The organism is Microbispora sp. CA-102843, assembly GCF_050936215.1.
GTDB lineage: Bacteria > Actinomycetota > Actinomycetes > Streptosporangiales > Streptosporangiaceae > Microbispora.
In genome coordinates this window covers 3,305,521-3,329,735 of the sequence record NZ_JBNJNF010000001.1, presented here as the reverse complement: position 1 = coordinate 3,329,735, position 24,215 = coordinate 3,305,521, and the positions used below count along the sequence as shown (strand labels likewise).

Here is a 24,215-nt window from a genome sequence, read left to right as displayed (position 1 = left end):
GGGCCACTGGAGGTCAGTTCTTTCGTCGAAAGGTTGTGATCAGCCTACTCAGGAGTGCTTGGTGCTCGTATCGTCACCGTTCCCCGTGTCGGAACCCTCCGTCACGGTCTCCTCGGCCTCCCCGTCCGTCACCTCGTCCACGGGAGTGAGCACCCGGCCGATCGCCGCCTTGGCCCAGCGGGTCTCGACGCCGGGGGCCACCTCCAGCACGACGTCGTCGTCCTGGAGGGCGACGACCGTCGCGAACAGGCCTGTCGTAGTCATGACCCGGACGCCCGGGGTGAGAGAGTTCTGCATCTGGACCTGCTCCTGCTGCCGCTTGCGCTGCGGGCGGATCAGGAGGAAGTAAAACACCACTACCAGCAAGATCAGTGGTAGGAACGTCCCAAGCGGGCTGTTACCCACGGGGGCCACCCTTCCGTAACGTGATGAACCGGCCTGACGCCGGAGGTCTTGTGCGCTTCACACGCGGGCCACCTCGACGCTTTCTCATGTCAGCGTGAGCAGCCAGTCAAGCCACGCAGTGTATGCGAGCCCGCAGAAGCCCGGCAACGAGCCCACGGCCCGGCGGGCAGGAAAGTTCCCGTTTCATGGGCTTCGCAATCGGTCTGTTACCTCTTTGCCCCAGTTTCCGCTTCAGCCGCCGCGACGGTCATGACTCGTCGAAGAGCGCGGGCACCGGCACCGAGCCGACCGCGTCAGGAGGCGGAGTCAGGCCCAGGTGCGCCCAGGCGGCGGCGGTGGCGACGCGGCCCCTCGGGGTGCGGGCCAGCAGCCCCTGCCGCACCAGGAAGGGCTCGGCCACGACCTCGACGGTCTCCGGCTCCTCCCCCACGGCCACCGCGAGCGTCGACAGGCCCACCGGGCCGCCGCCGAACTTGCGCAGCAGCGCGCCGAGCACGGCCCGGTCGAGCCGGTCCAGCCCCTCGGCGTCGACCTCGTACAGGTTGAGCGCCGCCGCCGCGGTCTCCCGGGTGATCACGCCCTCCGCGCGGACCTCGGCGAAGTCGCGCACCCGCCGGAGCAGGCGGTTGGCGATGCGGGGCGTGCCGCGCGAGCGGCGGGCGATCTCGTGGGCGCCCTCGTCCGGCAGCTCCACCGACAGCAGCCGGGCCGACCGCCGCAGCACCAGCTCCAGCTCGGCCACCTCGTAGAAGTCCATGTGCGCGGTGAAGCCGAACCTGTCGCGCAGCGGCGCGGGCAGCAGCCCCGCCCTGGTGGTGGCCCCGACCAGCGTGAACGGGGCGATGTCGAGGGGGATCGAGGTGGCGCCTGGGCCCTTGCCGACGACGATGTCGACCCGGAAGTCCTCCATGGCGAGGTAGAGCATCTCCTCCGCCGGACGTGCCATGCGGTGGATCTCGTCGATGAACAGGACCTCGCCCTCGGTCAGCGTGGACAGGATCGCGGCGAGGTCGCCCGCGCGCTCCAGCGCCGGCCCTGAGGTCATCCGCAGCGGCGCGCCCAGCTCAGAGGCGATGATCATGGCGAGCGTCGTCTTGCCGAGCCCGGGGCCGCCGCTCATCAGAACGTGGTCGGGCGGGCGGTTGCGGCGCAGGGCGCTCTCCAGCACCAGCGACAACTGCTCGCGCACCCGGCCCTGCCCGATGAACTCGTCCAGCCGCCGGGGACGCAGCGCGGCCTCGATCACCCGCTCGTCGCCCTCGGGTTCAGGCGACACGAGATCCCGCTCGAAGCTCACTCGACACCATCCGCTCGGCCTGCCGGGACCCGTCTGTTTCCCGGTGAAAATTTCATCGAACCATTACCCACCACGCACCCCGCACGGCGGGCGAGGCGCGGCCCGTCACGAGGTCACCGCACGCTCAGCGCGCGCAGGGCGGACTTGAGCAGCGCGGCCACCTGCGGGGCGCGACCGGCCGCGACCTCCGCCTCGGCCTCCGCGGTCACCGCCGCGACCGCCTCGTCGGCGTCCCGCGACGAGTAGCCGAGCCCGACCAGCCCCGAGTGGACCTGGTCGCGCCATGCGGGCGGCGCGGCCGCGCCGTTCAGCGCGGCGTCGACGGCCGCCGCCGGGGTGCCGAGCTTGTCCTTGAGTTCGAGCACGATGCGCTGCGCGCCCTTCTGGCCGATGCCGGGCACCATCGTCAGGGCCTTGATGTCGGCGCTCGCCACCGCGACCCGCAGCGCGTTGGGCGCGTGGACCGCGAGCATGGCCAGGGCCAGGCGCGGCCCGACCCCGCTGGCCGTCTGGAGCAGTTCGAAGACCGTTCGCTCGTCGTCGGAGGCGAAGCCGTACAGCGTGAGCGAGTCCTCGCGGACGACGAGCGAGGTGGACAGCCGGGCGGGTTCCCCCACGCGCAGCCCGGCCAGGGTGCCCGGGGCGCAGTGGACGAGCATCCCGACGCCGCCGACCTCGACCACGGCGCTGTCGGCCCCGATCGCCGCCACCTGCCCCGCAACGGATGCGATCACCGCGTGCTCCCTCCCCGGTCCGGACGCCCGGCCGCGACATCGCCGGGCGTCCCAGTCCTACCAGAGCCCGCGGTGCCCGCACCGCCGGAACGGGCCCTGGCCAGGGCGTCGGCCAGGCGGTGCTGCACACCGCCGCGCCAGACGTGGCAGATGGCGAGGGCGAGCGCGTCGGCCGCGTCAGCGGGCTTGGGCATGGCGTCGAGCCGCAGTAGCCGGGTGACCATCGTGCCGACCTGCTTCTTGTCGGCGTTGCCGTTGCCCGTGATGGCGGCCTTGACCTCGCTCGGCGTGTGCAGCGCGACCGGCAGCCCCCGCCGGGCCGCGCAGACGATCGCGACGGCCGACGCCTGGGCCGTCCCCATGACCGTACGGACGTTGTGCTGGGCGAAGACCCGCTCGACGGCGACCGCGTCCGGCCTGATCTCGTCGAGCCAGCGCTCGATCTCCGCCTCGATGACGACCAGCCGGGACCCGATGTCGTCGTCGGCCGGGGTGCGGACCACCCCGACCGACAGCAGGCTCAGCGGCGCGCCCGGACGACCCTCCACGGCGCCGAGACCGCACCGCGTCAGCCCCGGGTCCACGCCCATCACCCGCAGTTGGGGCAACCGCACCGGCACGCCTCCCTGATCCGGGCGGCGCGGCCACCGCGCGGCCGCCACTGCGCCGAACACCTGTTCGGTCGGTCACTCTATCGCGATCAGCGGCCGCGCGGGCGCGTCAGAAGTAGTCGATCATGTACGCCCCGCAGCCGAACGCCGCGTCCAGTGCGTCGTCGGCGTCGGGAGAGCCGCCGGTCAGCAGACCGGCGCGGCGGAGCGTGGCCGTGGGCACGCCGGCGAACAGCGCGGACATCCCCCCGATCGTGAGCCGCGCCGCCTCCCCGGGAGGCGTGTCCCGCCGCGTCACGGAGCCTGAGCCGCCGTCCACCCGCAGCAGCCACGCGCCCGCGTTGCCCGGGCGCCGGGAGTCGGTCACCTCGACGGGGGTCTCGACGTGGACCCCGGCGGGGAAGCCGCGCCCCTCGACCGCGGCGGGCAGGTCGATCAGCCGGAACATCCACCGGGTCTGGGTGACCTCGTCCTTCGACCGCTCCCGCAGCATCCAGAGCACCGGGTCGGCCGGGTCGACGCAGGCGGTCACCGACTTCGCGACGGTCGAGGCGCTGCCGACCACCGACCACAGGGCCCGGGCCGTCGCCTCCGACCCCGCCAGCAGGTTGTCGACCTCGATGTTCCCGTCGCTCCACCGGTAGACGACGAACCCGTCCTCGGCCAGGTAGCAGAAGTCGTCGTCGTCCTCCAGCCACAGGCGCCAGGTCCGCTCGTCGAGGCACAGCGGCCCGCTCGCGCGCGTGGCGGCGTGCACCCTGCCGATCAGGGCCACGAGCTCGGCCGCGTCGGCGGGGCCCATCCGGCGCAGCTTGACCGCGCCGGCCGCGCCGCCCGGGCCGCCCAGCGTGCGCAGCGCCTCGGCGGGCACGGTGATCCGCTGGAGCACGCCGGCGTGCTCGTAGCCCGCGCTCCGGTACACCGGCGTGGTGGCCGGATAGAGTGCGGAGACCGCGTGGCCGAGTTCCGCGCAGCGCTCGATGGCCGCGTGCGTGAGCATCCGGCCCACACCCCTGCCGCGGTCCTCCGGCGACACCGTAACACCCGCCACGCCGCCCATGGACAGCGGGCGACCGTGCCACCACTGGACATACGGGTTGATCCTGGCCGCGCCGACGAGGCGGGGGCCGTCGAAGGCGCCCAGGTAACGGCCCTCGGGCAGCATCGGGGAGACGAGCTTGCGCCAGGTCTCGGCGCCGCCGCCCGACAGCGGGCCGAAGGCGCGCCTGCGGTTGTCGAGGACGGCGTCCAGGTCGTCGCTCGTGAGATGACGGATTTCCACAACGGGCCAAGCTATGCGGGCCCCGGCGGCCTCTGCCACCGGTTTTCCGCCTCCCTGCCCGGCTCCCGCGTCAGGCCTCGATCTTCTCCATGACCTCGTCGCTCACGTCGAAGTTCGCCCAGACGTTCTGCACGTCGTCGCTGTCCTCGAGCGCGTCGATGAGCTTGAAGATTTTGCGGGCGCCGTCCTCGTCCAGCGGGACGTTGAGCGTCGGGACGAAGCTCATCTCGGCCGACTCGTAGTCGATGCCCGCGTCCTGAAGCGCCTTGCGCACCGGGATGAGGTCGGAGGCCTCGCAGACCACCTCGAAGTTCTCGCCGAGGTCGTTGACCTCCTCGGCCCCCGCGTCGAGGACGGCCATGAGCACGTCGTCCTCGGTCAGCGCCCCCTTGGGGACGATCACGACGCCCTTGCGGTTGAACATGTACGACACCGAGCCGGGGTCGGCGAGCGAGCCGCCGTTGCGGGTCAGCGCCACACGCACCTCGGACGCCGCGCGGTTGCGGTTGTCGGTGAGGCACTCGATGAGGACCGCGACGCCGCCCGGGGCGTAGCCCTCGTACATGATCGTCTGCCAGTCGGCGCCGCCGGCCTCGAGGCCGCCGCCGCGCTTGCGCGCCCGCTCGATGTTGTCGATCGGGACCGAGTTCTTCCTGGCCTTGGTGATGGCGTCGAACAGCGTGGGGTTGCCGTCCGGGTCGGGCCCGCCGGTCCTGGCCGCGACCTCGATGTTCTTGATGAGCTTGGCGAAAAGCTTGCCGCGCTTGGAGTCCAGCGCCGCCTTCTTGTGCTTCGTCGTCGCCCATTTGGAGTGGCCGGACATCGCCTAGAGCTCCCTCACCATTTCGACAAAATACGAGTGCACCCGCGCGTCGCCGGTCAGCTCCGGGTGGAAGGACGTCGCGAGCAGCGGTCCCTGTCGGACCGCGACGATCCTATCCCCAGCTTCGGTGCGGCCCAGCACCTCCACGTCGGGCCCCACGGACTCGACCCAGGGCGCGCGGATGAAGACGGCCCTGATCGTCCCGCGCCCGGCGAAGTCGAGATCGGCCTCGAACGAGTCGACCTGGCGGCCGAAGGCGTTGCGGCGGACCACCATGTCGATGCCGCCCAGCGTCTCCTGGCCCTCGATGCCGCCCTCGATCCGGTCGGCCAGCATGATCATCCCGGCGCACGAGCCGTAGGCCGGCATGCCCTCCTTGATCCGCAGCCGAAGCGGTTCGAGCAGCTCGAAGATGGTGGCGAGCTTCCACATCGTGGTCGACTCCCCGCCCGGGACGACCAGCGCGTCCACCGCGGCGAGCTCTTCCTGCCTGCGCACCGGCGTGGCGGTCGCGCCCGACTCCTCCAGAGCGCGGATGTGCTCGCGCACGTCGCCCTGCAGGGCGAGCACGCCGATCTTGGGTGCGGACGTCACGATTTCCCTTCCTGTGGTGACCCTAATCAGGGTATGGCCGCGGTCTTGCGCGCCCAAAACGGTAGGTCAGACACGACCTAGCTTGGCCAGGGCGGGAAGGGCGCGGGCGATGGCCGAGCGCTCCTCGGGGGTCAGCGCGCTCAGACGGCCGGACAGGTAGGCGATCCTGGCCCGCCGTACGGCCCGGAGGCGGTCGCGGCCGTCGCCGGTCAGCTCGACGGTGCGCACCCGCGCGTCGGAGGCGTCGGTGCCCCGCGCGACGAGACCGCCCTCCTCCAGGCGGTTGACCTGCACGCTCATCGTCGGGAGCTGCACGCCGTGCTCCTCGGCCAGGTCGGTCATCCGGCGCGCGCCGTCCTCCAGGGAGCCGAGCACGGAGTACTGCTGGGCGGTGACCGGCTGCCCCGCCGTCGTACGGCGCAGCAGCATCACGATGTGGCGCAGCTCACGTGACAGGTTCTCGGCGAGCCGTCCGGTGTCGTCGGTCGTCATAGCAGGTCACCATAACGGTGAGCGGCCTGGAACAGACGAAGCGGGCGGCGCCCCGGAGCCGGCGTCAGGCCGCGGACAGCAAGAACGCTCGGCTGGGATGTCCCAGCCGAGCGTCTCGTCTCACTTCCGGCACGCCGGAGGGGTCTACCAGCCGCGCTCGGCGAGGCGGTGCGGCACGGGGATGTCGTCCACGTTGATGCCGACCATCGCCTCACCCAGGCCGCGCGAGACCTTGGCGATCACGTCGGGGTCGTCGTAGAACGTGGTGGCCTTGACGATGGCGGCGGCGCGCTTGGCGGGGTCGCCGGACTTGAAGATGCCCGAGCCGACGAACACGCCCTCGGCGCCGAGCTGCATCATCATCGCGGCGTCGGCCGGGGTGGCGATGCCACCCGCGGTGAACAGCACCACCGGCAGCTTGCCGGTCTTGGCGACCTCGGCCACCAGCTCGTACGGCGCCTGCAGTTCCTTGGCGGCGACGTACAGCTCGTCCTCGGGCAGCGAGGTGAGGCGCTTGAGCTCGCCCCGGATCTTGCGCATGTGGGTGGTGGCGTTGGAGACGTCGCCGGTCCCGGCCTCACCCTTGGAGCGGATCATCGCGGCGCCCTCGGTGATGCGGCGCAGCGCCTCGCCGAGGTTGGTGGCCCCGCACACGAAGGGGACGGTGAACTGCCACTTGTCGATGTGGTTGGCGTAGTCGGCCGGAGTGAGGACCTCGGACTCGTCGATGTAGTCGACGCCGAGCGCCTGGAGCACCTGGGCCTCGACGAAGTGGCCGATCCTGGCCTTGGCCATCACCGGGATGGAGACGGCGCCGATGATGCCCTCGATCATGTCGGGGTCGCTCATCCGGGACACGCCGCCCTGGGCGCGGATGTCGGCGGGGACGCGCTCCAGCGCCATGACGGCGACGGCTCCGGCGTCCTCGGCGATCTTGGCCTGCTCCGGGGTGACGACGTCCATGATGACACCGCCCTTGAGCATCTCGGCCATGCCGCGCTTCACGCGGGCGGTGCCGACTGCGGTGGTCTCGTTGACTTCGGGGGTGCTGCTGGACACGGTGCTACCTCACGACGGCGGGCCTACGGAATCCCCTCCATGGTAGGTGCTGGCCGATCCCGCCCCCGACGCACCCATATGTCAGGGTCGAGCAGGGCTTTTGTCCATCATGGCGCGACGGGCTTGCGCGAGGCGAGCACGACCCAGACCTGACCGCGGGCGAACGGCATGGGCGTGCCGTCGGCCATGGTGTAGGTGGTGCCCTCCTTCTCCGAGGCGCGCGACCACTTCACCCGGTAGGCCTGGCCGTCCCTGAGCACGACGCCGGTGCCCTTGCCCACCGTGTGCACGAGCGGGGTGTAGCTGCCGGTGAAGTCGTGGAACTCCGAGCGGTCGGTCTTCACCCACTGGATGACGATCGTCGGGGCGCCCTGCTGGCCGCCCTCGGCGGCCATGTCCTTCTCGCCGTCCTGCGTCACCAGCCAGCGCTTCTGGGCCGCCGACCAGGCGAACGTGAAGCGGGCCGCCGGATAGCGGACGCTGACGCTCTTCTGCGGCGTGCCCCCGGCCGGCGGTTCGTCGGAGAAGACGAAGCCGATGTCGTCGGCCTTGCTCGCCTGCGACGCCTTGGCGAGCAGCTGCCGGGGGCTGCCGACCAGGTTGTACGGCGCGACGCGGCCCTGCGCCCGGGTGTACGCGCCGGGGACCCGGCTGTCGGACACGTCGAACAGCGAGGCCTTCTGGACGTAGGGGATCATCTTCGTCTGCACCCCGGAGTAGGCCAGGGCCGGCTTGCCGAACATCGGGAGGATGTGCAGGTCGGAGATGCGGGCGCTGCGGACCGGACCCACCTGGGCGGGCAGCTTCGAGGAGAAGATCGCCATGAGCCGGGTGAGCCCGCCCTCGACCTGCTCGACGAAGACGACGTCGGCGCTGCGCAGACCCATCTGCGGCTTGCCCGCGTGGGTGTTCTCGATCTTCACGGCGAGGACCGGCTTGCGGGCGGCGACGGGACGGCCGGTGAACGGGTGCTCGGGAGGCGGTGTCGGCGACGGGGACTCCAGCGGGCTCGCATCCTGGGATTGGGCGGCGGGCTTGTCGTCGCCCGAACACGCGGTTCCGGTCAGGATGACCGCCATGGCCAGCGTGAAGCCGATCCCTGCCCGCACCGTATCCGCTCCTCCCGGTGGAGAGCCCCCGCCACCAGGCACGACGGACCTGGCACACGCGGACCCGTTGACCAGCATGGCAATGAACCGGCATGAGCTTACCGGGATTAGCCCGAAATACCCGACAAAAAGTGACTACGCAGTAGCGAGGGATTCGGGCGGCTCGTCGTCGATGTCGAAGAACCGGGGCGGATCGGTGTGCCCGGCCAGGCGCAGCGTGCGGGCCAGCCAGCGCCGCTGCGCCGTACGGGTGACGCCGGCGGCGTTGTTGTAGAACCGGCGCGAGTAGACGACCTTGGCGACCGCCGTGGCCAGTTCCTCCAGCAGCGCCGCCCCTGCGGGGTGCTCGGCCAGCTTCTCGCGGAACCGCTCCTGGTCGACCACCGCCCGCAGCGTCCTCGACAGGTCGCTCTCGGCGTGCTCGCGCTCGTCCGGCCCCGCCGTACGGGCCTCGTGGGCGGCCGCGGCGAGCACCAGCGAGGTGGCGGGGTCGAGGATGCGCGAGCCGGCGAGTTCCAGGCAGACCGCGGCGCGGCGCAGCAGCGCGGCGTCGAGCGCGGCCTGCGCGGTCTCCAGGCGGATGTGGAGACGGTCGAGCCGACCGGCCCGCCAGGAGACGTAGACGGCGAACAGCACGACGACCACGGCCGCCACGAGGATCAGGGTCGTGGTCACGGCAGCACGTCCTCCACCACGCCCGCGCTGGCGTTGGTGACCGTCTCGTAGACGCGCACGACCTCCCGCGCGACCGTCGACCAGTCGTACTTCCACACCGCCTGGCGGGCCTCGTCGGAGAGCTTCGCGCGACGCTCGGCGTCGTCGAGCAGCCGGGCGGCCTCCCTGGCCAGGGCGGCGGGGTCCCCGGTGGTGAACAGCGCCCCCGCCTGCCCGTCGCCCAGCACGCGCCGGAAGGCGGGGATGTCGCTGGCGAGGATCGGCGCCCCGGCCGACATGGCCTCGGTGAGCACGATGCCGAAGCTCTCCCCGCCGAGGTTGGGCGCGCAGAAGACGTCCACGGAGTGGTAGGCGCGCACCTTGTCGGCCTCGCTGACCATGCCGAGCAGCCCGACCCTGTCCCGGTAGGGCTTGGGCACCCGCCCGAGCACGTCGTCGGGGTCGCCCGGGCCGGCGATCAGCAGCCGCAGGGCGGGCCGCTCGGGGGCCAGCAGGGCGAACGCCTCCAGCAGCACGGCCAGGCCCTTGCGCGGCTCGTCCATCCGCCCGAGGAAGCCGATCACGTTGCCGTCGGGGCCCCAGCCCGGCAGCGGCTCGCCCTCGGCGTACCTGCGCACCGTGACGCCGTTGGGGATCAGCACCGCGTCGCCGCCGAGGTGCTCCACGAGCGTCTTGCGTGCGGCGTCGGAGACCGCGATCCTGCCCGTGATCTTCTCAAGCGCGCTCTGCAGCATCGGCGCGGCCACCGACATCGCCCGCGACCGCTCGTACGACGCGTGGAACGTCGCCACGATGGGCCCGCGGGCGACCCAGCAGGCGAGCACGCCGAGGGACGGCACGGCGGGCTCGTGCACGTGCAGCACGTCGAACCCGCCCTCCCTGATCCACTTGCGCACCCGGTTCGCCGACAGGAACCCGAACGCCAGGCGGGCGACCGACCCGTTGTACGGCACGGGCACGGCGCGGCCCGCCGGGGTCACGTACGCCGGCAGCTCGGCGTCGTCGGCCGCGGGGGCGATGACGGACACCTTGTGCCCGTCGTCGATGAGCGCCTCGGCGAGGTCCCTGATGTGCGCCTGCACGCCCCCTGGGACCTCCCAGGTGTACGGGCAGACGATGCCGACGTTCACGACCCGGCCCCGGCGCGTGGCTCCAGGTCGTCGAGCCACAGGCGCTGGAGCATGTGCCAGTCCTCCGGATGCTCGGCGATGCCCTTCTCGAACACCGCCGCCACGGCCTGGGTCATCACCCGGACCTTCTCCTCCCGCGTCCCCTCGGTCGGGATCGGGATCTCCTCGTAGATGCGGATGCCCCAGCCGTCCCCGTCGAACCACAGCACGGCGGGCAGCAGCGCGGCGCCCGTCTGGATCGCCAGCACGGCGGGTCCCGCGACCATGCGCGTCCTGGCGCCGAAGAACTCGACCTCGACGCCGGACGCGGTCAGATCGCGCTCGGCGGGCAGGCAGACCGGCCTGCCCTCGCGCAGCCGCCTGGCGAGCGTGCCGAACGCCATCGCGCTGCCGCCGTCTTTGGCGGTCAGCGGCAGCACCTCCATGCCGAGCTGCTCGCGGTAGGCCACGAAGCGTTCGAACAGCGACTCCGGCTTCAGCCGCTCGGCGACGGTGGTGAAGCGGTGGCCCATGTGGACCAGCCAGGCCCCGGCGAGGTCGTAGTTGCCCATGTGGGGCAGCGCGACCACCACTCCCCTGCCCCGGGCGAGGTTGTCGAAGATGTGCTCGCCCCCGGTGCTCCGGGTGCCGTCGAGGATGCGCTCGCGGGTGTAGGCGGTGAAGCGGAACGACTCCATCCAGTACCGGAAGTAGGACCGCATGCCGGCCCGGCTCAGGTCGCGTACGGCGTGGTCGCCGGGGTCGCCGCCGACGACGCGGGCCAGGTTCGCCTCCAGGCGGCGTACGGACTTGCCCCGCCTGCGCCAGAGCCGGTCGGCGAGGACCCGGAAGAACCAGGCGGCCAGCCGTTCCGGCACGTATCGGACCACGGCCCAGCCGACGGTGTACGCCGCCGCGACCAGCCGGTCGGCGAGGGGCGCCTGGCCGGGTCGCGAGGGCCGCCCGGGGGGTGGGCCGGCCGTGCCCTTCATCTGACCACCGCCTGTCTGTAGACGTGCACCATCCGCTGGACCACTGTGACGGCGCTGGCGGCGGCGAGCAGCCAGAGCCCGGCCGCCAGGACGTACGGCACGCCGAGTCCGGACAGGCCGGCAGCGACGAGCACGACCACGAGACGCTCCCCCCGTTCGGCGATGCCGACGTTCGCGGTCATGCCGAGGCCCTCGGCCCTGGCCTTGGCGTAGGAGACCAATGCTCCCGCGACGAGACAGAAGAGCGCGACGGTCGCGAGGACGATCTCGGGGTCGTCCTTGAGGACGAAGTAGAGGATCAGCCCCGAGAAGATCGAGGCGTCGCCGAGACGGTCGAGCGTGGAGTCCAGGAAGGCGCCCCACGTGCTCCCCTTGCCCGTCATCCGGGCCAGCACGCCGTCCAGGAGGTCGGCGAGCACGAAGAACGTGATGACGAGCGTTCCCGCGAACAGATGCCCGAGCGGGTAGAAGGCGAGGGCCGAGGCCACCACCCCGAGCGTGCCGATCGTGGTGATCACATCGGGCGAGATCCCCCAGCGGGCGAGGGCTCGCCCCAGCGGGGTCATGACTCGGGTGACGGCGGGGCGCAGGATGTTCAACATCGCGGTCCGATCGTAGGCCATCCAGCGCCGCCGCACCTCGCAAGCACATTCGGCCGAAAAGTCTTGTGATATGCGCCACATGGGTAAAGGGTGAAGAGCACGCGCCCGCAGGGCCGCGCCGAGATGACGCGGAGGTGAACCCTTCTTGTTCGTGCGGCCTGGCCAGGGAGTGTCCGACGAACGCCGCCCCACGCGCAGCAGGGCTTGATTCGTCAGCCACGACCTTGAGGGCGGCCCCCGGGCGCGGGAACAGCGACGGCACGAGCGGCCGGCGCGGGGTGCGTGCCACGTGCCCATCCCGACCGCTCAGAGATTCGGGAGGCGACGTGGCCGAAAGATCAACCGGCGCGACAACAGGGGCCGCGGGCAGGGCACCCGCGGCCGATCGGCCGGACATGGTGCGCAATGTCGTGCTGGTCGGCCATTCCGGGGCCGGGAAGACCACGCTGGTGGAGGCACTGCTCGTGGAGACGGGCACCGTCCAGCGTCCCGGCCGGGTCGAGGACGGCACCACGGTCAGCGACTTCGACGAGGTGGAGGTGCGCCAGCAGCGTTCTGTCAACCTGTCGGTCGCCCCCGTCGTCCACAACGGCATCAAGATCAATTTTCTGGACACCCCGGGGTACGCGGACTTCGTCGGCGACCTGCGGGCCGGGCTGCGCGCGGCCGACGCGGCGCTGTTCGTCGTCTCGGCGGCCGAGGGCGTGGACGGGCTCACCCGCATGCTCTGGGAGGAGTGCGCGCTCGTCGGGATGCCCCGCGCCGTGGTCATCACCAAGATCGACCACCAGCGCGCCAACTTCGACGAGGTCCTCGCCACCTGCCAGGACGCGTTCGGCGACGGCGTGGCGCCGCTCTACCTGCCGGTGGACGGCACCGGGCTGCTCGGCCTGCTGTCGCAGCGGTTGTTCGACTACGGCGGCGGGCGCAGGACCGAGCGGGAGCCGGACGCCGACCAGCTCGCGCTCATCGAGCAGTACCGCGGCGACCTCATCGAGGGGATCATCCAGGAGAGCGAGGACGAGTCCCTGATGGACCGCTACCTCTCCGGGGAGACGATCGACACCAAGGTGCTCATCGACGACCTGGAGAAGGCGGTCGCGCGGGCCGGCTTCTACCCGGTCCTCGCCACGGCGCCCGGCGTCGGCATGCTGGAGCTGCTGGAGATCGTCACGCAGGGCTTCCCATCGCCCCTGGAGCACCCGCTGCCGAAGATCACCTCGATCGACGGCAAGCCGTGCAGAGAAATCACCGCCGACCCGGACGGCCCGCTCGTGGCCGAGGTCGTGAAGACCACGAGCGACCCGTACGTCGGGCGGATCAGCCTGGTGCGGGTCTTCTCGGGCACGCTGCGGCCGGACATGACGGTGCACGTCTCCGGCCACGGCCTGGCGGAACGGGGGCACGAGGACCACGACGTCGACGAACGGGTGGGCACGCTGTCGTCGCCGCTCGGCAAATCGCAGCGGACCGTGGGCAAGTGCGTCGCCGGGGACATCTGCGCGGTCGCCAAGCTGTCGCGGACCGAGACGGGCGACACGCTCTCGGACAAGGATGACCCGCTGCTGGTCGAGGCGTGGACCATGCCGGAGCCGCTGCTGCCGGTCGCGATCACGGCGAAGTCGAAGGCCGACGAGGACAAGCTCAGCCAGGCCCTGGGCCGCTTGGTCGCGGAGGACCCGACCCTGCGGCTGGAGAACAACGCCGAGACCCGCCAGCTCGTGCTGTGGTGCATGGGAGAGGCGCACTCCGACGTCCTGCTCGACCGCCTGGCCAAGCGGCACGGGGTCGAGGTCGAGAAGATCGACCTGCGCGTGCCGCTGCGGGAGACGTTCGCCGGCAAGGCGCAGGGCATGGGGCGCAACGTCAAGCAGACCGGCGGCCACGGGCAGTACGCGATCTGCCACATCGAGGTCGAGCCGCTGCCGTCGGGCGGCGGGTTCGAGTTCGTCGACAAGATCGTGGGCGGCGTGGTGCCGAGGCAGTTCATCCCGTCCGTGGAGAAGGGCGTGCGGGCGCAGATGGAACGGGGGGTCGTCGCCGGCTATCCGATGGTCGACGTGCGCGTCACGCTCTACGACGGCAAGGCCCACTCGGTCGACTCCTCCGACATGGCCTTCCAGATCGCCGGTCAGCTCGCGCTCAAGGACGCCGCGTCCAAGGTGTCGACGCACCTGCTCGAACCGGTGGACGAGGTGTCGGTGCTCGTGTCGGACGAGTACGTCGGAGCCGTGATGTCCGACCTGTCCTCCCGTCGGGGCAGGGTGCTCGGCACCGAGCCGGTCGGCACCGGCCGCACTCTGGTGCGCGCCGAGGTGCCGCAGCTCGAGGTCACGCGGTACGCGATCGACCTGCGCTCGCTGTCCCACGGGGCGGGCACGTTCAGCCGTTCCTTCCTGCGGTACGAGCCCCTGCCCGCCCACCTCGCCGGCAAGGTGGCCGCGGCGGACGAGCACTAGTCCGATCGGAGACCCCGGCGGCCCGCCTCCCGACCGCCGGGGTTTTCGCAGTTCACCGGCACCATAGCCAGTGCCGGGTTTCGCGTGACTGGGGTAAGGGGAGCCCCAGAGGATGCCCCGCGTCACATCCGCATCACAAATTCATTTCGTTTTTCTGGCTAAACCGCTCTTTTGCCGATGTAAGACTTATGGCCGGACTTACTGGCAAATCGGAGGGGTAGCCACGTGACCGAGCGGGGACAGGTCATCCGCCCGTTGATCGCCACCACCGTCATCGCCGCCGTCGCCGTCGGAGCCGCCTACACGTTCGGCCCCGGCGCCCAGGCCGAGCAGGTCGGCGCCGAGAAGGCCGGCCGTACGACGGTGACGAAGGCGGCGCGGCAGCAGGTCGAGGCGGAGACGCTCACGGCGGCGGACACCTGCGCCACCAGCGTGCAATACCCCAAGCGCCAGCTTCGCGGCGTCTGGATCGCCACCGTGCACAACCTCGACTGGCCGTCGAAGCCGGGGCTGTCGCCCGACCGGCAGAAGGCCGAATATGTGAAAATTCTCGACAACGCGGTCAAGCGGCGTCTGAACGCGGTGTTCTTCCAGGTGCGGCCCGCCTCGGACGCGATCTACCGCTCGTCGCTGGAGCCGTGGTCCCAGTGGCTCACCGGCGCGGCGGGCAAGGACCCGGGCTGGGACCCGCTGCCGTTCCTGGTGGACGAGGCCCACAAGCGCGGCCTGCAGTTCCACGCGTGGTTCAACCCCTACCGGGCGGCCGACTCGGCCTCCGCGAAGCTGCCCGACGGGCACCCGGCGCGCCTGCACCCCGACTGGACCGTCAAGCACGAGGGCAAGCTGTACTACAACCCCGGCCTGCCGCAGGTCCGCGACTGGGTGACCAAGGTCGTGACGGACGTCGTCAAGCGCTACGACGTCGACGGCGTCCACTTCGACGACTACTTCTACCCCTACCCCGGCCAGGGCACGCGGTTCGCCGACCAGGACGCGTACAAGAAGTACGGCAAGGGCCTGACGCTGGCCGACTGGCGGCGGCGCAACGTGAACCAGCTGGTCGCCCAGGTCTCGCAGGCGGTCCACACGGCCAAGCCGTACGCCGCCTTCGGGATCAGCCCGTTCGGTATCTGGCGCAACAAGACCGAGGACCCGGCGGGCTCGGCCACCAAGGGCATGTCGGCCTACGACTCGATCTACGCGGACGCCAGGGCGTGGATCAAGGCGGGCTCGGTCGACTACGTGATGCCCCAGCTCTACTGGCCCCGCGGGTTCGCCGCGGCCGACTACTCCGTGCTCGCCAAGTGGTGGGCCGACGCGGTGAAGGGCACCGACGTCGACCTCTACATCGGGCAGGCGCTCTACCGGGTGGGCGCCGCCGACACCCCGGCCTGGACCAAGGCGGGCGAGCTGCCGGCCCACCTGACGTTGAACCGCAGGTATCCGGAGATCTCCGGCGACGTCTACTTCAGCGCCGCGCAACTGGTGAAGAACCCGCTGGGCGTGCTCGACCGGATCGTGAAGACTCACTACGCCCGCCCGGCGCTGCCGCCGGTGCTCAGGCAGGGGTCCGCGCCCGCCGCCCCGCGCGGGGTGAAGGCCGCCGGCGGGACCCTGACGTGGCAGGCCCAGCCGGGCGCCCAGTCGTACGGGATCTACCGGGTGACGGGCAAGGACGCCTCCTGCGCCACGGCGGACGCGCGCAACCTGGTGGCCGTCGTGCCCGCCTCCGGCGCCCTGTCGTACGCCGCCGGCGGCCCCGGCGCCTACTACGTCACCGCCGTCGACCGCCTCGGCAACGAGAGCCCGGCCACCCGGGCGGCCTGACCCCGGCCCGGGGCGGCGTCATCCCTCGTCGCGCCCGCCGGCGACTCCCTGCCGATCTGCTGCGCGGCCGTCGACGGGTCCGATAGCGTGGTCGCGAGTTTTCTCAAGATCACGTACGGGGGCTTGGGGGTCGCCGGTGAGAGGCACGTGGGTGAAGCGCGCGGTCGTCGCCGTCGTGTTCGGCGTGTCGGTCGTGGCCTCCGCTCCCGCGGCGGCCGCGGCGTTCGAGGCCGGGCCGGGTGAGAGCGGGACGGCGGCCGGGGAACGGATCGTGCTCGTCGGAATCCCCGGCCTGATGTGGAGCGACGTCACCCCGGCCGACACCCCGAACCTCTGGCGGCTCGCCGGCGACTCCGCCCTCGGCTCCCTGTCGGTGCGGGCCGTGCGCAAGGACACCTGCCCGTACGACGCCTGGCTCACCGTTTCGGCCGGGGTGCGGTCGGCGGTGGGGGGAGCGTGCGGCATGGCCCCCACGCCCGAGGCCCACGGCGAGGGGGCGGTGGTCCCCGGGTTCTCCTGGCTGTGGGAGGTGCGGGAGCAGCGCGACGCGGGCGCGCTCGGGCAGGCCCTGCACGGGGCCGGGCGGACGACGATGGCCGTCGGCCCCGGAGCCGCGCTCGCGCTGGCCGACCGCGAGGGCCGGGTGGACGTCTACGCCCCCTCCCCCGCCGAGGTCACGCAGTGGTCGCGCGGCGACGTGATCGCCGTGGAGATCCCCGACCTCGTCGCGCCCTACGTCTCTGGCGACCGTCTGAGCGACGTGCCCGAGCGCCTGTCCGCCGACGCGCGGCGGTCCGCGGCGCGGGCGGCCGACGCGAAGCTCGGGTCGTTCCTGCCGCGGCTCGGACCGGCGACGGTGCTGGTCGCCGGGCTCTCCGACCACGGTTCCGTCCCCCACCTCAGGACCGCCATGCTGCACGGCCCCGGCAGCGGACCGGCGCGGACGCTCGGCGCCCGGTCCACGCACCGGGACGACATGATCATCCTTCCGGATCTCACCGCCACGATCCTGGCCAGGACCGGGGTGGCCGCTCCCCCGGCCGTCGTCGGCGTGCCGGTCGAGACGCACGCGACGGGCGGAACCCTGGACGAGCGCGCCACGGCCCTGCGGACGGCCGACGTCGCCGGGCAGACGATCCGTGACACGACAGGCGTCTTCTTCACCACGCTCGCCGTGCTCCAGGTGGTCTTCTACGTCACCGCGTTCCTGCTGCTGCGCCGCCGCGACGGGCTGCCCGCCATACGGGCCGCCGCCGTGGCGCTCGCCTCGATCCCCGTCTCGACCTACCTCGTCAACCTCACCCCCTGGGCCCGTACGGCACAGCCCGCGGTCACGCTCTTCGCCTCGATCGCGGCGATCGCCGCGGCGGTGACCGTGGCGGCCCTCGCGGGACCATGGCGGCGCGGCGTGCTCGGGCCGCTGACCGTGATCGCGGCGGTGACCGCCGCCGTGCTGCTCGGCGACCTGCTGACCGGCACGCCCCTGCAGCTCAACAGCCTGATGGGTTACACGGGCGTGGTCGGCGCCCGCTACTACGGCCTGGGGAACATCCCCTTCGCGTTGCTCGCCACGGCCGTGCTGCTCGTCACCACGGCCGCCGCAGACCGGCTGGTCAGAGCGGGCCGCAAGACCGTCGCGGTGGCCCTGGTCGCCGTGCTCGGGGCCTTCGCCATGCTGCTCGACGGCTGGCCGGGCGTGGGCAGCGACTTCGGCGGCGTCATCGCCTTCGTGCCGGGCATCGCGGTCACCGCGCTGATCGTGGCCGGCAAGCGGGTGTCGATCGTCAAGCTGGGCGCCTTCTGCGCCGCGGGCGGCGTGCTGGTGATGGCGATCGCCTACCTCGACTACCTGCGTCCGCCGGCCGGCCAGACACACCTCGGCCGCTTCGTGGGTCAGGTGGCCGACGGCACGTTCCTGCCGGTGATCTCCCGCAAGCTCGGGGCGATGCTCTCCACGCTGCTCAGTCCCAACCTGATGCCGGTGGTGCTCGCCGCCTTCGCGTTCCTCGTCTTCGCGCTGCTGCGGCCGGGGGCGGCGAGCGCCGGCGTCCTGCCGATCGCGTTCGAACGGGCGCCCATGCTCAGGGCGGGCCTGCTCGGCGCGCTCGTGAGCGGCCTGATCGGCATGCTCGTCAACGACTCGGGGGCCGCGGTGCTGTCGATGGCCCTGGCCCTGGCCGTGCCGCTCGTCCTCAGCGCGGGCATCCGCGCGCTGCAGCACGGCGAGCCGGTCCCGGCGGCCGGATCGCCGGGCCCGGCGGCGGCCTGACAGCCGAGGCTCCGGCGTGCGGAAACCGGGCTCCTGGCCGAGGAGCGGTCAGGAGGCGGCGGGCCAGGCGTCGGCGAGCAGGTCGCGCGTGTCGCGCAGCAACTGCGGCAGCACCTTGGTGCGCCCGACCACCGGCATGAAGTTGGTGTCGCCGCCCCACCGGGGCACGACGTGCTGGTGGAGATGGGCGGCGATGCCCGCGCCAGCCACTCCGCCCAGGTTCATGCCGACGTTGAAGCCCTGCGCCCCGCTCGCCTTGCGCAGCGCCTGCGTCGCGCGCTTGGTGAACTCGGCCAGCTCGGCCGTCTCGGGCCCGTCCAGGTCGGCGTAGTCGGACACGTGCCGGTAGGGGCAGACCATCAGGTGCCCGGAGTTGTACGGGTAGAGGTTGAGCACGGCGAACACGGCCGATCCCCGGGCCACGATCAGCCCGTCCTCGTCGGTGAGCTTGGGAATCTCGCAGAACGGGCAGCCGTCATCCTCGCCGGCCCCGCTGGGCTTGTTCTCGCCCTTGATGTAGGCCATCCGGTGCGGGGTCCACAGGCGCTGGAAGCTGTCGGGAATCCCGGCGCCCGCCTGCTCGATCGGCTCTGAATCCACGTCCGCGATCTCCTCCGCTCCCGTTGTCCCGAGGCGCCGCCCGATGCGCGGGACAGCACTGTGCAGCAGCATATGACCTCGCGGATCTCCTCTCACCGGGCGGGTTGCGCCAGGGGACGACCGACGACCCACCGATATGCGCGGACGCCGGACGGCCTGCCCGGTCATCGGGCAGAATGCACCTGCCGGACGCCCCCACCCCCCGAGGAGCCGTCACATGAGCGAGGCCGCCGCCGTCGAGGAGCGAGTGGAAGAGCAGACCGACGCGTACGCCGAGGGGAGCCTCGACGACCCGGCGGAGCCGGAACCCCTGGCGGCGACGCCGAGGCACGACGCGCCGACCGCGAACGTCCTCAAGGGCCGTATCAAGGTGGCCGACGAGGTGGTGGAGAAGGTCGCCGCGCTGGCCGCCCTGGAGATCCCCGGCGTCGCCGACCTCGGCGGCGACTTGGAGCGCGCCTTCGAATCCGTACGCGACCGCATCGGCGTGGGGACCAAGCGGGCGACCCAGGGCGTGCAGGCCAGGATCCAGGATCAGCAGGTATCGGTCGACGTGACCCTCGTCATCGTGTACGGCCACGTGGTGATGGACGTCGCCACCGAGGTCAAGGTCAACGTCGCCCGGTCGGTGAGCCGGATGCTCGGCATGCGCGTGGTCGAGGTCAACGTGACCGTCGACGACGTCCGCCTCCCCGGTCAGGACTCCCCCGCCGAGGCCACTCAGGCATTCTGAGCGGGCCCGGTCCGCCCCAGCGCGTCAAGGATTCCTTGGGGGTTCGTCGCGCTCGGTGGCCCGGAGACGCGAGAACGCGGGAGCCCCGAGGGGCGCCCGCGTTCGACGTGGTGGGCGGTCAGACCTGGACGCGGCGGCGGACGGCGTCGACGATCTCGTCGATCGCCTGGTCGATCGGCACGCCGTTCTTCTGCTCGCCGTTGCGGTAGCGGAAGGAGACAGCGCCGGCGGCGATGTCGTCGTCACCCGCCAGCAGCATGTACGGCACCTTCGCCTTCTGGGCGTTGCGGATCTTCTTCTGCATGCGGTCGTCGCTCTCGTCGACCTCGACCCGGATGCCCTCCGCGCGCAGCCGCTTGGCGACGTCCTGCAGGTAGGGCACATGGGCGTCGGCGATCGGGATGCCGACGACCTGCACCGGGGCGAGCCACGCCGGGAAAGCGCCCGCGTAGTGCTCGACCAGCACGCCGAAGAACCGCTCGATCGACCCGAACAGCGCCCGGTGGATCATGACCGGCCGCTGCCGGGTGCCGTCGGGAGCCTGATACTCCAGCCCGAAGCGCTCGGGCAGGTTGAAGTCGAGCTGGATGGTCGACATCTGCCAGGACCGGCCGATGGCGTCCCGGGCCTGCACGGAGATCTTGGGGCCGTAGAAGGCGGCACCGCCCGGGTCGAGGACCAGCTCCAGCTTCTCGGACTCGGCCACCTCCCGCAGGGTCTGGGTGGCCTCCTCCCACGTCTCGTCGGTGCCGACGTACTTCTCCGGGTCCTTGGTGGACAGCTCCAGGTAGAAGTCCTCCAGGCCGTAGTCGCGCAGCAGGTCGAGCACGAACCGCAGCAGCGAGGTGAGCTCGTCGCGCATCTGCTCACGGGTGCAGTAGATGTGCGCGTCGTCCTGGGTCAGACCGCGTACGCGGGTGAGGCCGTGCACCACGCCGGACTTCTCGTAGCGGTAGACCGTGCCGAACTCGAACAGCCGCAGCGGCAGTTCGCGGTAGGACCGCCCGCGCGCCCCGAAGATCAGGTTGTGCATCGGGCAGTTCATCGGCTTGAGGTAGTAGCGCGCGCCCTCCAGCTCCATGGGAGGGAACATGCCGTCGGCGTACCAGTCGAGGTGGCCGGAGATCTTGTACAGGTTGTCCTTCGTGATGTGCGGGGTGTTGACGAAGGAGTAGCCCGCCTCCTCGTGCCTGCGGCGCGAGTAGTCCTCCATGACCCGGCGGATCACGCCGCCCTTCGGGTGGAACACCGGCAGGCCCGAGCCGAGCTCGTCGGGGAACGAGAACAGGTCGAGCTCGGCGCCCAGCTTGCGGTGGTCGCGCTTCTCGGCCTCCTCCAGGAAGTGGAGGTACTCGTCCTGCTTCTCGCGGGACTCCCACGCGGTGCCGTAAATGCGCTGGAGCTGCGGGTTCTTCTCGCTGCCCCGCCAGTAGGCGCCGCCTGACCGCATGAGCTTGAAGGCCGGGATGACCCGGGTGCTCGGCAGGTGGGGCCCCCGGCACAGGTCCTTCCAGCACAGCTCGCCCGTCTTCGGGTCGAGGTTGTCGTAGATGGTGAGCTGGCCGCCGCCGACCTCGACGCTCGCGCCCTCGGTGGACTCCGCGCCGCCCTTGAGCCCGATGAGCTCCAGCTTGTACGGCTCGGCGGCCAGCTCCTCGCGGGCGTCGTCGTCGTCGACCGGGCGGCGCCGGAAGGTCTGCCCCTGCTTGACGATCTCGCGCATGCGCTTCTCGATGCGCTTGAGGTCGTCGGGGGTGAACGGCTCGCGGACGTCGAAGTCGTAGTAGAAGCCGTTCTCGACCGGAGGGCCGATGCCGAGCTTGGCCTCGGGGAAGATCTCTTGGACGGCCTGGGCCATGACGTGCGCGGTGGAGTGGCGCAGGATGGCCCGGCCGTCGGGGCTGTCGATCGCGACCGGCTCGACCACGTCGCCCTCGGCGACCTCGGCGGCCAGGTCGCGCAGGTCGCCGTTGATCCGGGCGGCGATCACCGACCTGCCGTCGGCGCCGAGCGCCTCCCCGGCCGTCGTACCCGCCGCCACCACGCGCTCGGCTCCGGCGAGGGTGATGCGTATCTCAAGGGCGGCGGACACGGTGGCTCCTTAGGACAGGTCGATGCGTGGATCTCGGTGACCGCGTACGCGCGAGGCGGCGGCTCCGATTCCATCCGATGCTACCGGTGCCGTCGCCCCCGAATGGCGGGGATGCGCCGCGCCCTCCGCCCGACTCGCCCCCCGGAATCAGTAAGGCCACGTCCAGTCGCGGATCTCGGCGGGGTCCTCGCCGTACTCGCGGGTGTGGGCGCGGGCGCGCAGCCGGGCGTCGGCCATGCGCTGGCGCAGGTGGGCCGCCCTGCTGCCCAGCCCGGGCACCCGGTCGATCACGTCCATCACCAGGTGGAAGCGGTCGATGTCGTTGAGCATCGCCATGTCGAACGGCGTGGTCGTGGTGCCCTCCTCCTTGTAGCCGCGCACGTGCAGGTTCTCGTGCCCGGTGCGCCGGTAGGTCAGGCGATGGATCAGCCACGGGTAGCCGTGGAAGTTGAAGATGATCGGCCGGTCCGTCGTGAACAGCGCGTCGAACTCGGCGTCGCGCAGGCCGTGTGGGTGTTCGGAGGCCGGCTGCAGCCGCATGAGGTCGACCACGTTGATCAGCCGGATCCGCAGCTCGGGCAGGTGCTCGCGGAGCAGCGCGGCGGCGGCCAGGGTCTCCAGCGTGGGCACGTCACCGGCGCAGGCGAGCACGACGTCGGGGTCGGTGCCCTGGTCGGTGGAGGCCCAGTCGAGGATGCCCAGCCCCCGGGTGCAGTGGACGATCGCCTCGTCCATGCTCATCAGGTCGAGCACGGGCTGCTTGCCCGCCACGACGACGTTTACGTAGTCGCGCGAGCGCAGGCAGTGGTCGGCGACCGACAGCAGGGTGTTGGCGTCCGGCGGCAGGTAGACGCGGACGACCTCGGCCTTCTTGTTGACGACGACGTCGAGGAAGCCGGGGTCCTGGTGGCTGAAGCCGTTGTGGTCCTGGCGCCAGACGTGGGACGACAGCAGGTAGTTCAGCGAGGCGACCGGCCGCCGCCAGGGGATCTTGCGGGAGGACTCCAGCCATTTGGCGTGCTGGTTGAACATCGCGTCCACGATGTGGATGAACGCCTCGTAGCAGTTGAACAGCCCGTGGCGGCCGGTCAGCAGGTAGCCCTCCAGCCAGCCCTGGCACTGGTGCTCGCTGAGCACCTCCATGACCCTGCCCCCGGGGCCGAGGTTCTCGTCGGTCGGCAGCAGGGCGGCCTCCCACTCCTTGCCGGTCGCCTCGTACACGGCCTGCAGCCGGTTGGAGGCGGTCTCGTCCGGGCCGAGCAGCCGGAAGTTCGTCGGGTTGGCCGCGATCACGTCCCGCAGGAACGTCCCCAGCACGCGGGTCGGCTCGCTGGAGGCCGTCGCCGGGGTCTTGACCTCGACCGCGTAGTCGCGGAAGTCGGGCAGCACGAGCGGGCGCAGCAGTTCCCCGCCGTTGGCGTGCGGGCTGGCGCTCATCCGCAGCGGCCCGTCCGGGACGGTCCGCGTGATCGTCTCGACCGGCCGTCCGTCGGCGTCGAACAGCTCTTCAGGCCGGTAGGAGCGCATCCACTCCTCCAGGGCCTCCAGCCGGTCGGGCCGGTCCCGCACGTCGGTCAGCGGCACCTGGTGGGCACGCCAGGTGCCCTCGACCGGGAGCCCGTCGACCTCGCGCGGCCCGGTCCAGCCCTTCGGCGAGCGCAGGATGATCATCGGCAGCGGGCCGCCGTCGGCCATCTGGTCGAAGACGGTGTCGAGGGTCGCGGCCATGAGCTCGTGCATCTCCGCCGGCTCGTGGCCGGAGACGAGGTGCGGGCGGTAGCCGTACCCCTCGAAGAGCTTGATTAGCTCGTCCTCCGGGATCCTGGCCAGCACGGTGGGATTGGCGATCTTGTAGCCGTTCAGGTGCAGGATCGGCAGGACCACCCCGTCGGTGTCCCGGTTGAGGAACTTGTTGGAATGCCAGCCGGTGGCGAGCGGGCCGGTCTCGGCCTCGCCGTCGCCGACGATGCAGGCCACCACCAGGCCGGGGTTGTCGAAGGCCGCGCCGTACGCGTGGGACAGGGCGTAGCCGAGCTCGCCGCCCTCGTGGATGGAGCCAGGAGTCTCGGGGGCGACGTGGCTGGGGATGCCGCCGGGGAAGGAGAACTGGCGGAAGAGCCTGCGCATGCCCTCGGCGTCCTGGGTGACGTGGGGGTAGCGCTCGGTGTAGGTGCCTTCGAGCCACGCGTGGGCGACCGCCGCCGGGCCGCCGTGGCCGGGGCCGGCGATGTAGATCATGTCCTGGGCGCGCTCCCGGATGATCCGGTTGAGGTGCGCGAAGCAGAAGTTGAGCCCGGGCGTCGTGCCCCAGTGGCCGAGCAGCCGCGGCTTGACGTGCTCGGGGCTGAGCGGCTCGGTCAGCAGCGGGTTGTCCATCAGGTAGATCTGGCCGACGGACAGATAGTTCGCGGCCCGCCAGTAGGCGTCGATGTTCCCGTATGCGTCCATGCC

21 protein-coding genes are annotated in these 24,215 nt (G+C 71.5%); 4 read left to right on the top strand and 17 right to left on the bottom strand.

Going from position 1 to position 24,215, the window contains the following annotated elements:
- Nucleotides 1-48 precede the first annotated feature (48 nt).
- The 14 genes from yajC to pgsA all read right to left on the bottom strand — a co-directional run bounded on the left by yajC (nt 49) and on the right by pgsA (nt 11,784).
- Entirely contained in the window at nt 49-405 is a 357-nt protein-coding gene (gene yajC / locus ACQEVJ_RS15695) for a preprotein translocase subunit YajC (RefSeq protein ID WP_433101522.1), read from the bottom strand.
- Nucleotides 406-652: 247 nt separating this feature from the next.
- Nucleotides 653-1,702, bottom strand: a complete 1,050-nt coding sequence (gene ruvB / locus ACQEVJ_RS15690) for a Holliday junction branch migration DNA helicase RuvB (protein ID WP_433101520.1) — start codon at nt 1,700-1,702, stop codon at nt 653-655.
- Between the two features lie 113 nt (nt 1,703-1,815).
- On the bottom strand, nt 1,816-2,436 hold the full coding sequence (ruvA, locus tag ACQEVJ_RS15685) for a Holliday junction branch migration protein RuvA (RefSeq protein ID WP_433101517.1): 621 nt from the start codon (nt 2,434-2,436) through the stop codon (nt 1,816-1,818).
- The gene (ruvC, locus tag ACQEVJ_RS15680; RefSeq protein WP_433112754.1) at nt 2,433-3,035 is read right to left on the bottom strand and encodes a crossover junction endodeoxyribonuclease RuvC; all 603 of its coding nucleotides are present in this window, start codon (nt 3,033-3,035) and stop codon (nt 2,433-2,435) included. The genes ruvA and ruvC overlap by 4 nt, the downstream gene beginning before the upstream one ends.
- A 121-nt stretch (nt 3,036-3,156) precedes the next feature.
- Nucleotides 3,157-4,329, bottom strand: a complete 1,173-nt coding sequence (locus tag ACQEVJ_RS15675) for a GNAT family N-acetyltransferase (protein WP_433101515.1) — start codon at nt 4,327-4,329, stop codon at nt 3,157-3,159.
- 70 nt (nt 4,330-4,399) lie between these two features.
- Nucleotides 4,400-5,152 carry a YebC/PmpR family DNA-binding transcriptional regulator gene (locus ACQEVJ_RS15670; protein WP_433101513.1) on the bottom strand — a complete coding sequence of 251 codons (753 nt, stop codon included), beginning with the start codon at nt 5,150-5,152 and terminating at the stop codon, nt 4,400-4,402.
- 3 nt (nt 5,153-5,155) lie between these two features.
- Nucleotides 5,156-5,746 (bottom strand): pyridoxal 5'-phosphate synthase glutaminase subunit PdxT, encoded by a 591-nt coding sequence (gene pdxT / locus ACQEVJ_RS15665; RefSeq protein ID WP_139575029.1) that lies wholly within the window; start codon nt 5,744-5,746, stop codon nt 5,156-5,158.
- Between the two features lie 66 nt (nt 5,747-5,812).
- Complete coding sequence (locus tag ACQEVJ_RS15660; protein WP_433101511.1) at nt 5,813-6,238, bottom strand: MarR family winged helix-turn-helix transcriptional regulator; 426 nt, start codon at nt 6,236-6,238, stop codon at nt 5,813-5,815.
- A 144-nt stretch (nt 6,239-6,382) separates the two neighbouring features.
- Nucleotides 6,383-7,297: a pyridoxal 5'-phosphate synthase lyase subunit PdxS gene (pdxS, locus tag ACQEVJ_RS15655; protein WP_433101509.1), complete on the bottom strand. Its 915-nt coding sequence runs from the start codon at nt 7,295-7,297 to the stop codon at nt 6,383-6,385.
- 107 nt (nt 7,298-7,404) lie between these two features.
- Nucleotides 7,405-8,406: a DUF3048 domain-containing protein gene (locus ACQEVJ_RS15650; protein ID WP_433101507.1), complete on the bottom strand. Its 1,002-nt coding sequence runs from the start codon at nt 8,404-8,406 to the stop codon at nt 7,405-7,407.
- A gap of 135 nt (nt 8,407-8,541) precedes the next feature.
- Entirely contained in the window at nt 8,542-9,081 is a 540-nt protein-coding gene (locus tag ACQEVJ_RS15645; protein ID WP_433101505.1) for a hypothetical protein, read from the bottom strand.
- A complete protein-coding gene (locus tag ACQEVJ_RS15640) occupies nt 9,078-10,211 on the bottom strand; it encodes a glycosyltransferase family 4 protein (RefSeq protein ID WP_433101503.1) in 1,134 nt (377 codons plus the stop codon). Before ACQEVJ_RS15640 ends, ACQEVJ_RS15645 begins: the two co-directional genes overlap by 4 nt.
- Nucleotides 10,208-11,182, bottom strand: coding sequence for a phosphatidylinositol mannoside acyltransferase (locus ACQEVJ_RS15635; protein ID WP_433101501.1), 975 nt, complete (start codon nt 11,180-11,182; stop codon nt 10,208-10,210). The genes ACQEVJ_RS15640 and ACQEVJ_RS15635 overlap by 4 nt, the downstream gene beginning before the upstream one ends.
- The gene (gene pgsA, locus ACQEVJ_RS15630) at nt 11,179-11,784 is read right to left on the bottom strand and encodes a phosphatidylinositol phosphate synthase (RefSeq protein WP_433112751.1); all 606 of its coding nucleotides are present in this window, start codon (nt 11,782-11,784) and stop codon (nt 11,179-11,181) included. Before pgsA ends, ACQEVJ_RS15635 begins: the two co-directional genes overlap by 4 nt.
- Nucleotides 11,785-12,110: 326 nt before the next feature.
- Between pgsA and ACQEVJ_RS15625 the strand changes: the two genes are divergently transcribed.
- The 3 genes from ACQEVJ_RS15625 to ACQEVJ_RS15615 all read left to right on the top strand — a co-directional run bounded on the left by ACQEVJ_RS15625 (nt 12,111) and on the right by ACQEVJ_RS15615 (nt 18,339).
- On the top strand, nt 12,111-14,243 hold the full coding sequence (locus ACQEVJ_RS15625) for an elongation factor G-like protein EF-G2 (protein WP_433101499.1): 2,133 nt from the start codon (nt 12,111-12,113) through the stop codon (nt 14,241-14,243).
- Nucleotides 14,244-14,468: 225 nt separating this feature from the next.
- Nucleotides 14,469-16,070 carry a glycoside hydrolase family 10 protein gene (locus ACQEVJ_RS15620; protein ID WP_433101497.1) on the top strand — a complete coding sequence of 534 codons (1,602 nt, stop codon included), beginning with the start codon at nt 14,469-14,471 and terminating at the stop codon, nt 16,068-16,070.
- A 136-nt stretch (nt 16,071-16,206) separates the two neighbouring features.
- Entirely contained in the window at nt 16,207-18,339 is a 2,133-nt protein-coding gene (locus ACQEVJ_RS15615; protein ID WP_433101495.1) for a hypothetical protein, read from the top strand.
- Between the two features lie 48 nt (nt 18,340-18,387).
- Here ACQEVJ_RS15615 and ACQEVJ_RS15610 read toward each other — a convergent pair whose 3' ends face one another.
- Nucleotides 18,388-18,939, bottom strand: coding sequence for an HIT family protein (locus ACQEVJ_RS15610; RefSeq protein WP_433101493.1), 552 nt, complete (start codon nt 18,937-18,939; stop codon nt 18,388-18,390).
- A gap of 217 nt (nt 18,940-19,156) precedes the next feature.
- On the opposite strand from ACQEVJ_RS15610, the gene ACQEVJ_RS15605 reads away from it, so the two are divergent.
- Nucleotides 19,157-19,672: an Asp23/Gls24 family envelope stress response protein gene (locus ACQEVJ_RS15605; protein ID WP_433101491.1), complete on the top strand. Its 516-nt coding sequence runs from the start codon at nt 19,157-19,159 to the stop codon at nt 19,670-19,672.
- A gap of 118 nt (nt 19,673-19,790) precedes the next feature.
- On the opposite strand, the gene thrS is transcribed toward ACQEVJ_RS15605, so the two are convergent.
- Both thrS and ACQEVJ_RS15595 read right to left on the bottom strand, forming a co-directional pair.
- A complete protein-coding gene (thrS, locus tag ACQEVJ_RS15600) occupies nt 19,791-21,764 on the bottom strand; it encodes a threonine--tRNA ligase (protein ID WP_433101489.1) in 1,974 nt (657 codons plus the stop codon).
- 147 nt (nt 21,765-21,911) lie between these two features.
- Complete coding sequence (locus tag ACQEVJ_RS15595) at nt 21,912-24,212, bottom strand: phosphoketolase family protein (protein WP_433101487.1); 2,301 nt, start codon at nt 24,210-24,212, stop codon at nt 21,912-21,914.
- Nucleotides 24,213-24,215: the final 3 nt, after the last annotated feature.